This is a genomic window from Mesorhizobium sp. USDA 4132 (assembly GCF_056279545.1).
This window is the reverse complement of record NZ_JBWCCP010000001.1, coordinates 4068531-4082711: the sequence shown is the minus strand read 5'-3', so window position 1 is coordinate 4082711 and position 14181 is coordinate 4068531. Positions and strand designations below refer to the sequence as shown.

Here is a 14181-nt window from a genome sequence, read left to right as displayed (position 1 = left end):
CGGAGGCGGCTCCGCTTGACCTCGGCCGAATCCGGGCTAGATTGCCTTCCGGAACCCGAGTTCGCATTCTTTGCGAAACGCACGCGCCCGCGTGCCCGATCCGGCTTCCAGCGACTGCTTTATCTCTTCATATCTTCAGTGCACACGGGAGTTCTCCATGCGCTACAATCAATTGGGCAATACAGGTCTTTTCGTCTCCGAACTCTGCCTCGGCACGATGACCTTCGGCGAGAACCAGACGGGCGCCGTCTGGAGTGCCGTCGCCGGTCTCGATCAGGATGCCGCCGACAAGATCGTCGAGCGCTCGCTTGCCGCCGGCGTCAACTTCATCGACACGGCGAATGTTTATTCCCAGGGCCGGTCAGAGGCCATCCTCGGTCAGGCGATCAAGAACCTCGGCGTGCCGCGCAAGGACGTGATCATCGCCACGAAATTCCATGGCCAGATGGGCGACAAGCCGAACGATCGCGGCGCTTCCCGCGGCCATATCATGGACTCGGTGGAGCAGAGCCTCGAACGGCTGCAGATGAACCATATCGATCTCTACCAGATCCATGGCACCGATACGGTAACGCCGATCGACGAGACGCTGCGGGCGCTCGACGATCTGGTATCGCGCGGCCTCGTTCGCTACATTGGCCTCTCCAACTGGGCTGCCTGGCGGATGGCGAAGGCGCTCGGCATTTCCGAGCGCAAGGGTTATGCCCGTTTCGAGACGGTGCAGGCCTATTATTCGATCGCCGGCCGCGACCTGGAGCGGGATATCGTGCCGCTGATGCAGGAGGAGAAGCTCGGCCTGATGGTCTGGTCGCCGCTTGCCGGCGGGCTGCTCTCCGGCAAATACGGTCCGGGCGCTCCAGGTAACGGGGAAGGCCGCCGCGCCAACTTCGATTTTCCACCGGTTGACAAGGATCGTGCCTGGGCCTGCGTCGCGGCAATGCGCGAAGTCGGCGCCAAGCATGGTGCGAGCGTCGCGGAAGTGGCGCTGGCCTATATTCTGGCGAAACCGTTCGTCACGAGTGTCATCATCGGTGCCAAACGGCTGGAACAACTCGAAGAGAATTTGAAGGCCGTGAAGCTGAAGCTCGACGCGGAGGATATGGCAAAGCTCGATGAGGTGAGCGCGCTTGCTCCGGAATATCCGGGCTGGATGCTGGCGCGCCAGGCTGCCGGACGCCGGCCGGCTCCATTCGAGCCGAAGGGATAATCATGAAAAAAGCCCGCGGCGGTTTGACGCTGCGGGCTTCAAAGTCAGGTGACGGCTTAGAGGTCTTTCCAGCCAACCGCCTTGGCCTTGAGGTGATGCTGCAGGCGTGGCAGGTGCTTCCGCTTGCCTCGCCTGTCAGAAATCAGGCAGCCAGATCGTCGGCCTCGGTGCCCTTGAACATCTTGGCGAGGTTCAGGAAGCAGATCATGCCGTTCTCGTTGGCGATGATGCCTTCGGAGAAGGACTTGTCGAAGGAGGCGGAGATTTCCGGAACCGGCTGAACCTGGCTCGAAGGGATCGTCAGGATGTCCGAGACGCGGTCGACGAGCATGCCGATGACCATGTTGTGGACTTCCGCGACGACGATGGCGCTGCGCTCGTTGGCAACCGTGCTCTTCATGCCGAGCTTGTAGGCAAGGTCGATGATCGGGATCACGGAACCGCGAAGGTTCATGACGCCGATGACATCGGCCGGGGCGTGCGGGATCGGCGTCGAAGGCGCCCATCCGCGGATTTCGCGGATCGTCGTCGTCTTGACGCAGAATTCCTGGTCATGGAGACGGAAGGCGATGATTTCCAGCGTTTCGCCGCTGTAGCTTGTGGAGTTGATCGTCGTAGCCATCAGAATTCTTCCCAACTATCCGTTGCCTGAGCGGCAGCGGCGGCACCCGTTGTGGTCCGCGCGACCGTTGCCATGAGTTTGCGTGCCGGCGATGCAACGGGTCGTGCATCAGGTCGCGCTATTGCAATCTTATTCGAAGAATGTTGCGCAAATCTAAACCGTCCTAGAAGATCGCGCAGGGTTTCGGCTTCGCGCGCCAGGCTGTGGCTGGCGGCTGTGGTTTCCTCGACCATCGCAGCGTTCTGCTGCGTGTTCTGGTCCATCGAGTTGACGGCCTTGCTGATCTCCTTGATGCCCGTCGACTGTTCACGGGCCGCCTCGACGATCGCTGCGACGTTGCCGTTGATCTCGTCCACCTGGGACATGATCTCATCAAGCGCCTTGCCGGTTTCGCCGACCAGCGCGACGCCGCGCTTCACCTGTTCCGAAGAGGTCGAGATCAGCGTCTTGATCTCCTTGGCCGCACTGGCGGAACGTTGCGCGAGTTCGCGGACTTCTTGGGCAACAACCGCAAAACCCTTGCCGGCTTCGCCTGCGCGGGCCGCCTCGACGCCGGCATTCAGCGCCAGGAGGTTTGTCTGGAAAGCAATCTCGTCGATTACGCCGATGATATTGGAGATTTCCCTGGACGACGTCTCGATCTGGCCCATCGCACTCACCGCGTTGCGGACCACGGCGCCGGAATGTTCGGCGCTTTTTTTAGCATGCGAGACGAGGCTGCCGGCTTCTTCGGCGCGCTTGGCGCTGTCGATCACAGTGCGGCTGATTTCTTCAAGAGCCGCGGCGGTCTCCTCGACTGCCGCCGCCTGCTGCTCGGTGCGCTTGGCAAGGCTGTCGGAAGCCTGGCGAATCTCGCTGGAGCCGCCTGCAATCCCCTCGGCATTATCCCCGACCGTGCGCATGGCATCCGCCAGCGTTGTGATGGCTCCATTGAAATCGAGGCGGATCTGCTCAAGCGTCGAAATGAAAGGCTTCTCGATGCGGATGGTCAGGTCGCCGTTTGAAAGGGACGTCAGGCCATCGGCGATGTCATCGACCGCGCGGACGCGTTCGGTGATATCTGTCGCAAACTTGACCACCTTGAAGACCCGGCCGTCGGCGTCGAAGATCGGATTGTAGGACGCCTGGATCCAGGCAGCCTTGCCGCCTTTGCCGATGCGCTTGAACTCGGCGGCAATCGCTTCGCCACCGGCAAGCTTCTTCCAGAATTGCGGGTAGTCGGCGCTGTCACGGAACGACGGCTCGCAGAACATGCTGTGATGTTTGCCGGTGATTTCCGAAAGTTGATAGCCGAGGCAGGCGAGGAAATTTTCGTTGGCGGTCAGGACATCGCCATTGGGAGTGAACTCGATAATGGCCTGCGTGCGCGAGATGGCGTTGATCTTGCCTTCGTCCTCGGCGGATTTGAGTTTTGCGGCGGTGATGTCGGTTGCGAATTTGACGACCTTGTAAGGCTTGCCGCCCGAGGCCACCGGATTGTAGGAAGCCTGGATCCAGATCTCGCGACCACCCTTGCCGATGCGCTTGTAGGCGGCCGCGTCATATTTGCCGCTGCCGAGATGCGCCCAGAAATCCTTGTAGGCCTGCGACTTCACATAGGCCGGATCGCAGAACATGCTGTGGTGCTTGCCGACGATCTCGGAAAGAGCGTAGCCGAGCGTCTTGCAGAAGTTCTCGTTGGCCGTGAGGACTTTTCCGGACAAATCAAACTCTATGATAGCCTGGGATTTATTGAGCGCTGCAAGTACTGCTTTCGCGTCAGCACCTGGAAGTGAAAGTATGGACATCTGGCTTGCCTGCCCCCATCTGTAAGGTCCCGAACCGCTCAATTTTGCCTGCCACCTAACGAGGTAATCTCTCGTCGCCGGGACACTGAGTTCTGCTAAAAATAGCATTGAGGACTTAACGGAAGGTCAATAATTCTTTTCGGCTCAAGTCAGGGGAAATACGTATCTGTTCTGTGTTTTGTCAAATTCCGGATGATGTGTATTTGTGCCGCAGTAACCCCAGCTTTCGATGTATGTTCGGGACTTCCGAGAAGTAATTTCGATCGATATTTTAAATATAAACTTAGGCCGCATATCAGGCGCTGGGCGACTAGGCACGCGTTTTGCGGAGGTACGCCGATCGATGTGATGTCCTCGGAGGTCAGGTTTTTCTCCCGAGCAAGCAGGAACCAATGGATATGGGAGATTAGTATTCGCGCTCATAAAAGATGCCGGCCTTGCCGCCTTCGGTGCCGGCGCCGGCCTTGAGCTTCACACCGCGACCGACGTCGAGGTTGATCGTCGCTTCGGCGCCGCCCTCGCCGCCCTGTTCGACCTGGATATAGGTGCGGTTGTTGATGTAGCGGCCGACCGAAACGGTGGTCTGGCCGGTCGCATCGGTGTTGATATCGAGATCGTCGACACCGAGATTGTTGCGCAGCGTTTCGAGCAGCGATGTGGAGCCGCCGCCGGCGAGTTGCGCGACGGCGTCGGCCAGCTGGGCGATCTGCAGCGGTGACAGCCGCGACATCGACTGGCCGAAGATCAGCCGCGCCAGAACCTCGTCCTGGGGCAGGGCGGGCGAGGAGGAGAATGCGATCGTCGGGTCGTTGGCGACGCCGGTGACTTTCACCGTGATCGTCGTCGCGGCGGAGGTCGTGTTCGCTTCCATGTTGAGAACCGGGATCAGGCCGCCGCCGAAGGTGATGTCGCCATCGGTAAAATCCAGCCGTTTGGCGAGGATGACGATACGGCCGCGGCGCATCTGGAAGCCGCCAGCGACGACCGGCGCGACCGCCGTGCCCGTCACGGTCAGGTCGCCGCCGAGCTCGGCGTCGATGCCTCGCCCGCGAACGAAAATGCCGTTCGGCGCACTGATCTGGAGGTTGAGCGCGATCGGGTTCGAACTGCCGCCGGCACTCTTCGGGCGCAGCTTTTCCATCTGCCGCAGCACGTCGGGCGGTGCGTTGCGGTGGCGGATATCGATGGCGGAAAGCGAAGTCGGCAGGCGGGCCGGTACGGTAATAGCAGCCTTGGTCAGCGTTACCTTGCCACCGAGGATGGGGCCGGAGGTCAGCGGGCCGGTGATCGTCAGGGCGCCGTCGGTGGTTGCAGCAAACAGCGTGCCGTCGGCATAGGATGCCTGAGCAAGCGTGATCCTGAGATCGGCTGGAAATCCGGAGCCGGGTGTGATGCCGACCGAGCCCTGGACCGAGACCGTGCCGCCACCCGAGAGCTTGGCCGTGAGCCTCGAAATATTGGCGCTCTTGCCATCGAAGGCGACATTGGCCGCGAGATCCGTCAGCGCGAGGTTACGGCGAACGTCCACCAGGCGGGCGCCAGAGGAGGATGCCGTGCCGGTGATCGCCGGCGCTGCCGCGGTGCCGCCGATCGCAAGATCGACATTGCCGGTGCCTTCCAGCACGAACCCTTGAGCGGCCATCTGCCCTGCAAGGATGGAGAAGGGCAGTTTCCCGCTGAATTTCAGATTGAGCGGCTTTTCGCCCGCAAGCGAGACGGAGCCGCCGCCCGATAACGAGACGCCGCCACCGCCCGAAAGGCGGGTATCGACGGTGACGGTGCCGTTCTGAAACGTGCCGCCGGCGGTGATGTTGAAGGCAGCGACCCCGGCGGAGGTGGTCTGCGCGACGCCGGCATCGGCCCAGCGCAGATCATAACGGACGGCCGGGGCTTGCGGGGTTCCCGTCGTAGTCACCGTGCCGGAAATCGTGCCGCGGGCGTCGAGGCCCGGCGCAAAGGCGTTGACCAGGCTGGCGGGCACGGCATTGGCGCGGGCGTTTATGTCGAGCGCGGGAATGCCGTCCTTCAGGATAACCTTGCCCGCGGCGGACAGGTCGAGACCGCCGGAGCCCGTCAGCCGCGTCTTGTCTAATGTGACTGTCCCGTTGGCGAAGCTGCCGCTTGCTTGGACTCGAAACGGACTGATGCCAGCGTCGCGCGACTGGCGAAGCTGTGCATCACTCCATTCTAAATCGTAACGTATGGCAGGGGCAGATGCGGCGCCGGTGGCGTTGATCGTGCCGGAAATCGTGCCGGCAGCGTTGATCGCGGGCACGAAAGCGTTGATGAGATTGGCGGGCAAGGCCTTGATATTGGCGGTCAGGTCCAGCGCCGAGCCGGCTGTGCCGTTGACGGTGACGCTGCCGGTGCCGGTTGCGATGGTGAGGTCAGCAAGCCGCGCACCGCCGTTTGCGACCGCAATGCGGGTCGGCGCGGCGAGCCGGACTGCGATGCTGCGGGGCGCGGCGGTGAAGCTTTCGATGCCGACCGAGATATCGGAACCGCTCTGGATATCGCCGATCGCAGTGAGGGGTGCGTTGTCATATTGGGCGGCGAGGTTGAAGTTGGTCCGGTTGCCGCCCTGGCTGACGCCGAGATTGACGTCGTTGATGCCGACCGATCCGGCGCCGATGCGGGTGGCGCGGACGGTGCCTTCGGCCGCGATCGCCTTGATGTCGGGAATGGCAAGATCGATGTTCGGCTGGGCGATCTCCATTGTGCCGCGGCGAAGGGCACTGCCGGATGCCCGGATCGCAGCGCCTGCCTTGCCGCCGGTATTGCTGAACATCACCGTTCCCTTGAGATCGCCCTGGGCCTGCTGGGCAGCGAGCGCCGCAAGCAGGGAGACATCCGGGAAATCGAAGGTGAGCTGGCCTTCCGGCAGGAAGGCGGGGGAGAAGTTCAGGGCGCCAGAGAGCTTGTTGGGGCCGATCTCTGCGGTGATCGCCGGCGCGCTGGTGCGGCCCTGGACGGAGGCGACGTCGGCATTGACGCGGATAGGCTGGCCATCGAGCGAGCCCGTGCCGGTCAGCTTGCCCTTGGGGGCGTTCGGATCGGCGGTGCCTTCGAGGATGAAGCTCATGTCCTGGAGCTTGCGGCCGACCAGCCGGGCGTCGGCGGAATTGACCACGGCCCTGACGCCCATTGCGGCGAGCGGCCCCTTGGCGGAAATATCGAAACCTGCGGCACCTTCGGCCTCGGGCAGCCAGCGCTTGAGATCCGGCACGCGGCCGGCGAGGCGGCCGGTGACGGTTTGGTTTTCGAGCAGCATGTTGCCATGCGCCTCGATCGCGTTCGACCGCATCACGAAGTTCTCGAGGCTGACGCGGCCGCCGCTCACCATGTTGACATAACCTTCGGCGGACAGCTTGCCGTCGAATTTCGAAACCAGCCCCGGCGGCAGAACGGCGGGATTGGCGAAAACCCGGAAATTGCCGGTGACCGCCTGCTTCGACATATCATAGGCGCCGGACAGCGTGCCGTTGACATTGCCGCTGTCGAAGGTCGCTGCATCGAGGCCGATCGCCGGCGGCGCCAGCCTTAGCGGCGCATCGAGCGTCACCGGCCCGCGGATCACCCGGTCGAGGTCGTCATTGGTGAAATGCGTGCGGGCTACAGTGAAGCGGCTGCGGATGCTGCCGGAGCGGTTGATGAGGTTCAGGTCTTCGCTTTCCGCCTGCAGGCGGATCTGGCCGAAGCGCCCCTGCGGCAGTTCCGCGGCGCTGAGTGCTGCCGTCGCATTGAAGCGCGCCGAGGCGGCCGCTCCGGTCAGCGTAAAGTTGATGCTTTCGAAGGAGAAGCGGCTCTCCTGCCCGTTGATCGGCCAGACGAAGTCGACCGGACCCTTTACGCCGTTGAGGCTGGCGGTGAGGCTGTTGTCGCCCGTCTGGTCCCAGGCCCCCTTGGCAGCGATCTTCACGGCGCCGGAGGTGAGATCACCGCGTTCGATATCCACGCGGCCGGAAGGCGCATAGACTGCGGCGATGTTGATATCGGTCGTGCCGCCGAACAGCGGACGAAAGGCGGGCGGGAGAAGCGTCGAGAGCTGACCGCCGCCGGTCACCTCCACTCTGTGCCTGCCGTTTGCGACCAGCATATGCTTGCCATCGACCGAGATGACAGGGGTTCCCCCGACACTGCCCTGCAGTTTGCCGGCCCAGTCGGAAAGAGGTCCTTCGCCATCGAGGGCGAGCTGGACCGCCGGGGTGCCGGGTAGGCGCAGAACCCGGGCGAGCAGGCCACCCTGCGGCTCGGACACGGCAGCCTTGAGCGTCAGGCGATTTTCGGACGGCGCGTAGACCACGTCGGCAGATGCCCTGGCATCCGGCTCGTCCTTGCGGGTTGCCTGCAGGTCGAGCGAAATGTCCGGTCCGGTCGCATCGATCGATCCCTTCACCGAAAGAGAGAAATCCCGTCCCGAAAGTGCCTGGGAGAGATTGATGTCCGGCAGGTCGATCTGCGCGACGCGGATCCCGACGGGCAACGGCGACCCGGAGGAGTTCGTCGTCTGCGTCGTCGCGGGCGCTTTCGGCGGCCGCGGCGCGCGGATGAAATTGACGGTGTCTGCGGAAATGTGCTCGGCGCGGAAAACACCGGTCACCAGGGATGTAGGCGACCAGTCGATCTTGATGCCGCCGATCTGGGCATAGGGGCCCATATCGTCGGACAGCGTAAGGGCATCGATACGCAGATCGCCGGTCAGAAGGCCTTCCGGCCGCGTGAAGGAGATGCCGCGGTCAGGCGTGGAGACGATGGCGGAAATCCGGTCCGCGGCAACGCGTCCGCCGACAGGGGTGAGGGCGACGAAAAGGACAACGCCCAAGGCCATGACGAACAGGATCGCGACCACGCCAAGCGCGGCCTTCAAGATCCATTTCAACAGGCGTACCATCAGCATCATGCCTTAAACGCTACCCTTCACTGCCTTTCAGAATGCCTGTCCTATGCCCGCATAGATACCGTACTGGCTACCGCCGTCATAGCGCTGCAACGGAATTGCAACGTCCAATCTCAGCGGTCCAAAAGGCGTGGCATATCTCACGCCGATCCCTGCGCCAGCACGTATATCAGAAAAATCGGGCACGATTCCGGTCGATACCGTACCAATGTCGACAAAAGGTACAATGCCTATATTTTCTGACACTTTTACCCTCACTTCGAAAGATCCCAGCGTATAAGAACGCCCGCCCGTGGCTTCGTCGGCGCTGTTATAGGGCGAGATTTCCCGATAGGCGTAGCCGCGCACCGATCCGCCGCCGCCGGCAAAGAATCTGCGTGTCGCCGGGATTCTTTCAAGGTCGCTTCCGCCGACCAGTGTTCCGGCGGCCAGACGGGCGGCCAGCACGATCCGATCCTCCTGCCCGAGGCCGAGATAACCCGAGATCGAGCCCTCGAATGACGAGAAAATGGTGCCGTCCATCAGCTCGTAGCTCGGCTTTGCGGAAAGGGTTGCGTAATATCCCTTGGTGGGGTCGAGCTTGTTGTCCCGCGCGTCGCGCTCGAAGCTGATCGGCAGGCTGAGGGTGAGGTATTGGTTGTTGCCGAAGGCATCGTCCGCATCGATATAAGCGATTTCCCCGCCGGCCTTGAGCTTGTCGGTCTCGTTCAGCTCGTAGGTGATGCCGGCCGAATAGATGATGGTCTGCGCCTCGTAGACGTCAGGCGTCTCGCTCTTGGCTTCGAGGCGTGATTCGAAGGTTGCTTCCGGCACGAATGCGCCGGGCTTCGTAAAGATGATGCCGGCGGAATAGTCGAAGGTGGTGACGTCGGTTGTCGCGCCGATGCCGGACACCTTGCCTTCGATGCGCAGCGACTCGGCTTCCCCGAAGAGGTTGCGGTGACCCCAGTATCCTTCGAGACCGGCGCCGTCGATTGAGGAATATTCGGCGCCGAAGCCGAAATAGCGGTGCTTGCCTTCCGATACCTCGATCGTCAGCGGCAACGAACCGTCCGGCGCGAGCTTCTCCGCCTCGTGGATCGTCACGCTCGAAAAGACGCCGAGTTCGCGCAGGCGGTCGTTCGCCTTCTTCAACTGCTCGGGCGAATATTGTCCGCGTTTGTCGAGCCGCGAATAACGGCTGATGAAGGCGGCATCGACAGTGCGCGACCCCTTGACGGCGACGGTGCCGAACGGCGCGACCGGACCGCCGACGGCACCGAGCACGACGTCGATCGTGTCGGTTCGATGGTCGGCCGTCACCTGCCGTCGGGTCAGTTTCGCGAGCGGTCGTCCTTCGTTCTTCAGATCGACCAGAAGCTGTTCGCCCGCTTTGAGGATCAGCCGCGAACCGGCCTTGCCGCCGGCGACGAGATCGTATTTTCCCGGATCGTGGCCGGCGGCATCGCCTTCGAAGCGGACCGAGCCGAGCTTGAAGACCGGGCCGGGATCAATGCTGACGGTGACCGGCACGGGCGCCGCGTGGTCGAATGTAGGGTTGGGCGGCAGGCGGTCGATATCGGTGCCGGCGACGGAGATGTTGACGGTACCGCCGTAACGGGCCTCTTCGTAAAGCACGGCGATCAATCGGTCGCGGTCCTCGCGTGCCTTGATGATCACCCCGAGGTCGCCCGAGACCGGCTGTTTTTCGTCGGTGATCAGGGAAGCCGCCGATTCGAGGCGCTTCTTGAGATCCTTATCGGCGCTGCCGGTTTGGAGCGTCGCATCGTAACGGACGGGATCGATGACCTCGACCTTGTCTTCATCGCCGCCGAACAGGGTGATGCCGAAGAGTTTAAAGGCGTAGGCCTTGCCGGAAAGCGGCGGGGAAACAAGAAGTATAGCGGCAAGCATCGCAGCTGCGCCTGCCCCCCTCAACCTCCGTTTTTCTGTCCGCCCAGTGTTTTCGTTCCGCATACGCAAACTGCTGTGGATTCCCCCGGCTGGAAGCCGTCATAGCGTCCGACGAAGCGAACTATCTAACTGCAAAAGACGAAGCCGGGTACCCCCGATCGCTCTTCGCAATGATTTCATGATAGAAAAAGCCCCGGAGAGTGCTCCGGGGCCACAGTTTTTTCTGCAATCCACGCGGTTATCAGTAACGGCGCGGGCAGCTGTCGATATAGCGGCGGCCATACCGGTCGCGGTAGTAACATTGACCCGGCTGTTCGGCGACAGAGCCGATCAAGGCACCGGAAACGCCCCCGATCGCAGCACCTACGGCTGCGCCGCGGACGTTGCCGGTGGCGAGGCCGCCGATCACGGCGCCGGATGCTGCGCCGATGCCGGCGCCCTGTTCAGTTGCCGTGCAGCTCGCGAGCGAAGCGCCGACCATCAAAAGCACCAAGGCTTTTCTCATGAGATCCTCCTGTTTGTTCTTTGTTTTGCCCGGCCGTCTCGCAGACTCCGAACGTTTCCGCGGGTCAATTCAACAGCCATCAATGGGAACAATAGGTCGCGGCGCACAAGAGTCCATATGACCTCAATATTTTTAAGCGCCGATTTTGTTTGAATTGTCGATAGTTACTCGAAATCCGAGAAGATCGGAGGACGATGGCTTGACCGGTGGCCGGTCAAATTATTGCCGTTTCCGTAGAAAGTAGCGGTTGATCCCCTAAGTAAAAAAGCAAATGATGTCGGGCATGTCCGGGAGGGACATGAGGAGGATCATATGACGAAAGTGACGCTGACCGTGAACGGCCGCGCGATGAGCGGTGAGTGCGAGGACCGCACCCTGCTCGTGCATTTCATCCGCGAAAAACTTGGTCTGACGGGCACGCATGTGGGCTGCGATACGACCCAGTGCGGCGCCTGCGTCGTTCATATGGACGGCCATTCGGTGAAGAGCTGTTCGATCCTGGCGGTGCAGGCATCCGGCTCGACGATCACGACGATCGAGGGTCTCGCCGGCCAGGGCGAATTGCATCCGGTTCAAGCGGCCTTCAAGGAGCATCATGGCCTGCAATGCGGCTTCTGCACGCCCGGCATGGTGATGACGGCAGTCGACCTGATCAACCGCGAAGGCGGGACGCTGACCGAAGAGACAGTCCGTGCCGGGCTCGAAGGCAATATCTGTCGTTGCACCGGCTACCACAACATCGTCAAGGCGATCCTTGCCGCCGATGCCGAAATGGCTGGCAGCCGGCAGGCCGCGGAGTGAGTGGTCAGTAGTCGTTAGTGAGCAGCGGTTCACACGGCGTTTCCGCTCTTGAACCGCTCACTGCCGACTAATTCCTACTCACTAACCAAAACCAATCACCATCTCGGGAGGAGATGAACATGGGTGTTGAAGGAATCGGTGCACGCGTTACTCGCAAAGAGGACAAGCGTTTTCTGACCGGCAAGGGCCGTTACACGGACGACATGACCGTCCCCGGCATGAAATATGCCTATTTCGTCCGCAGTCCTTATGCACATGCGAAGATCGGACACATCGATGCGACCGCGGCGAAAGCCATGCCGGGCGTCATCGACGTGCTCGACGGCAAGCAGCTGCAGGCGGACGGCATCGGCAATCTCATCTGCGGCTGGATGATCCATTCGAAGGACGGAACGCCCATGAAGATGGGCGCCTGGCATCCGCTTGCCGTCGATACCGTGCGCTATGTGGGCGATGCGATCGCGATCGTGGTTGCCGACTCCTCCGGTGAAGCCCGCGATGCCGCGGAAGCCGTGGTCGTCGATTACGAGCAGTTGCCGGCTGTGGTCGAGGCTGTCCCAGCACTTGCCTCCGGCGCGCCGCAGATCCATCCGGAAGCGCCCGGCAACCTGATTTTCGACTGGCAGATCGGTGAGCCGGATGCGGTGGACAAGGCGATTGCAGCGGCTGCGCATGTCACCGAAATCGAGATCCTCAACAACCGCCTGTCGCCTAACCCGATGGAGCCGCGCGCCACGCTCGGCATCTACGATACGGCGGAAGATCACTATACCTGCTACACGACCAGTCAAAACCCGCATGTGGCGCGACTGGTGATGAGTGCCTTTTATAATGTGGCGCCCGAAAACAAGCTGCGCGTCATTGCGCCTGATGTCGGCGGCGGTTTCGGTTCGAAGATCTATATCTACCCGGAAGAGATCATCTGTCTCTGGGCGTCGAAGAAGACCGGCGTGCCGGTGAAATGGACATCGGACCGCACCGAGGCCTTTCTGACCGACGCCCATGGCCGCGACCACGTCTCGAAGGTGAAGATGGCCTTCGACGCCAACAACCGGATCACGGCGCTGAAGGTCGATACGATCGCCAATCTCGGCGCCTATATGTCGCTGTTCTCCTCGGCCGTGCCGACCTATCTCTATGCGACCCTTCTGTCCGGCCAGTACGATATTCCGGCGATCCATGCCAATGTCCGAACCGTCTATACCAATACGGTGCCGGTCGACGCCTATCGCGGCGCCGGTCGTCCGGAAGCGACTTATCTCCTGGAACGGACCATGGAGACGGCCGCGCGTGAACTCGGCGTCTCGCCGGCGGAACTGCGCCGGGCGAATTTCATCCGCACCTTCCCCCACCAGACACCTGTCATCATGAACTATGACGCGGGCGATTACGAAGCTTCGCTGAATGCGGCGATGCAGGCCGCCGACTGGACGGGTTTTGCCGCCCGGCGGTCGCAGTCCGAAGCCAAAGGCAAGAAACGCGGCATCGGCATGAGCTGCTATATCGAGGCCTGCGGCATCGCGCCGTCGGCGGCGGTCGGTTCGCTCGGCGCCGGCGTCGGCTTGTGGGAATCGGCGGAAGTGCGGGTCAACGCCGTCGGCACGATCGAGGTGCTGACCGGCTCCCACAGCCACGGCCAGGGCCATGAAACGACCTTCGCGCAGCTCGTCGCCGGCCGCCTCGGCGTGCCAATCGAAAGCATCAACATCGTCCATGGCGATACCGACAAGGTGCAGATGGGCATGGGCACCTACGGCTCACGCTCCGGCGCGGTAGGCATGTCGGCGGTCGTCAAGGCACTCGACAAGGTCGAGGCCAAGGCGAAGAAGATTGCCGCGCACCTGATGGAAGCCTCCGAGGAGGATATTGTCATTGAGAACGGCGAGCTCAAGGTCGCAGGCACCGACAAGTCGGTGCCGTGGTTCCAGGTGGCGCTCGCCTCCTACACCGCCCATAACCTGCCTTCGGGCATGGAGCCGGGCTTGAAGGAAACGGCCTTCTACGATCCCTCCAACTTCACCTTCCCGGCCGGCTGCTACATTGCCGAGGTGGAGATCGATCCGGATACCGGCGAGACGGATATCGTCCAGTTCGTGGCGGCTGACGATTTCGGCAACATCATCAACCCGATGATCGTCGAAGGCCAGGTGCATGGCGGCATTGCCCAGGGCATCGGCCAGGCGCTCCTCGAAAACGTCCAGTATGACGAGAACGGCCAGCTTCTGACGGCAAGCTACATGGACTACGCCATGCCGCGCGCCGACGACCTGCCGTCGTTCAAGCTGTCGCACCAGAACACGCCTTGCCCGGGCAATCCGCTCGGCATCAAGGGCTGCGGCGAGGCGGGTGCCATCGGTTCGCCGCCGGCGCTGATCAACGCCATTACCGATGCGATCGGCCATAACAAACTCACCATGCCGGCGACCCCGATGAAGGTCTGGCAGGCACTGCATCCGGCTCACTGAGGAG

The 14181-nt window shown here is 62.0% G+C and carries 8 protein-coding genes; 3 read left to right on the top strand and 5 right to left on the bottom strand.

Annotated elements, in window-relative coordinates; all coding sequences use genetic code 11:
- Positions 1-157: 157 nt before the first annotated feature.
- A complete protein-coding gene (locus ACZ9IU_RS20425) occupies positions 158-1207 on the top strand; it encodes an aldo/keto reductase (RefSeq protein WP_038546447.1) in 1050 nt (349 codons plus the stop codon).
- 142 nt (positions 1208-1349) lie between these two features.
- On the opposite strand, the gene ACZ9IU_RS20420 is transcribed toward ACZ9IU_RS20425, so the two are convergent.
- The 5 genes from ACZ9IU_RS20420 to ACZ9IU_RS20400 all read right to left on the bottom strand — a co-directional run bounded on the left by ACZ9IU_RS20420 (position 1350) and on the right by ACZ9IU_RS20400 (position 10911).
- Positions 1350-1829: a chemotaxis protein CheW gene (locus ACZ9IU_RS20420; RefSeq protein WP_038546443.1), complete on the bottom strand. Its 480-nt coding sequence runs from the start codon at positions 1827-1829 to the stop codon at positions 1350-1352.
- Positions 1829-3616 (bottom strand): methyl-accepting chemotaxis protein, encoded by a 1788-nt coding sequence (locus ACZ9IU_RS20415; protein ID WP_038546442.1) that lies wholly within the window; start codon positions 3614-3616, stop codon positions 1829-1831. The genes ACZ9IU_RS20420 and ACZ9IU_RS20415 overlap by 1 nt, the downstream gene beginning before the upstream one ends.
- Positions 3617-4022: 406 nt before the next feature.
- The gene (locus ACZ9IU_RS20410; RefSeq protein ID WP_038546439.1) at positions 4023-8516 is read right to left on the bottom strand and encodes a translocation/assembly module TamB domain-containing protein; all 4494 of its coding nucleotides are present in this window, start codon (positions 8514-8516) and stop codon (positions 4023-4025) included.
- A gap of 27 nt (positions 8517-8543) precedes the next feature.
- The gene (locus tag ACZ9IU_RS20405; protein WP_437179031.1) at positions 8544-10469 is read right to left on the bottom strand and encodes an autotransporter assembly complex protein TamA; all 1926 of its coding nucleotides are present in this window, start codon (positions 10467-10469) and stop codon (positions 8544-8546) included.
- A gap of 178 nt (positions 10470-10647) precedes the next feature.
- Entirely contained in the window at positions 10648-10911 is a 264-nt protein-coding gene (locus ACZ9IU_RS20400; RefSeq protein ID WP_038546432.1) for a YMGG-like glycine zipper-containing protein, read from the bottom strand.
- Between the two features lie 312 nt (positions 10912-11223).
- On the opposite strand from ACZ9IU_RS20400, the gene ACZ9IU_RS20395 reads away from it, so the two are divergent.
- Both ACZ9IU_RS20395 and ACZ9IU_RS20390 read left to right on the top strand, forming a co-directional pair.
- Complete coding sequence (locus ACZ9IU_RS20395; RefSeq protein WP_038546429.1) at positions 11224-11712, top strand: (2Fe-2S)-binding protein; 489 nt, start codon at positions 11224-11226, stop codon at positions 11710-11712.
- Positions 11713-11831: 119 nt separating this feature from the next.
- Entirely contained in the window at positions 11832-14177 is a 2346-nt protein-coding gene (locus ACZ9IU_RS20390) for a xanthine dehydrogenase family protein molybdopterin-binding subunit (RefSeq protein ID WP_038546426.1), read from the top strand.
- Positions 14178-14181: the final 4 nt, after the last annotated feature.

Bases quoted from the DNA above. Each gene is read 5' to 3' on its own strand.
- ACZ9IU_RS20405 (WP_437179031.1), bottom strand. From the start codon at position 10,469: ATGCGGAACGAAAACACTGGGCGGACAGAAAAACGGAGGTTGAGGGGG.
- ACZ9IU_RS20390 (WP_038546426.1), top strand. From the start codon at position 11,832: ATGGGTGTTGAAGGAATCGGTGCACGCGTTACTCGCAAAGAGGACAAG.
- ACZ9IU_RS20395 (WP_038546429.1), top strand. From the start codon at position 11,224: ATGACGAAAGTGACGCTGACCGTGAACGGCCGCGCGATGAGCGGTGAG.
- ACZ9IU_RS20410 (WP_038546439.1), bottom strand. From the start codon at position 8,516: ATGATGCTGATGGTACGCCTGTTGAAATGGATCTTGAAGGCCGCGCTT.
- ACZ9IU_RS20420 (WP_038546443.1), bottom strand. From the start codon at position 1,829: ATGGCTACGACGATCAACTCCACAAGCTACAGCGGCGAAACGCTGGAA.
- ACZ9IU_RS20415 (WP_038546442.1), bottom strand. From the start codon at position 3,616: ATGTCCATACTTTCACTTCCAGGTGCTGACGCGAAAGCAGTACTTGCA.
- ACZ9IU_RS20425 (WP_038546447.1), top strand. From the start codon at position 158: ATGCGCTACAATCAATTGGGCAATACAGGTCTTTTCGTCTCCGAACTC.
- ACZ9IU_RS20400 (WP_038546432.1), bottom strand. From the start codon at position 10,911: ATGAGAAAAGCCTTGGTGCTTTTGATGGTCGGCGCTTCGCTCGCGAGC.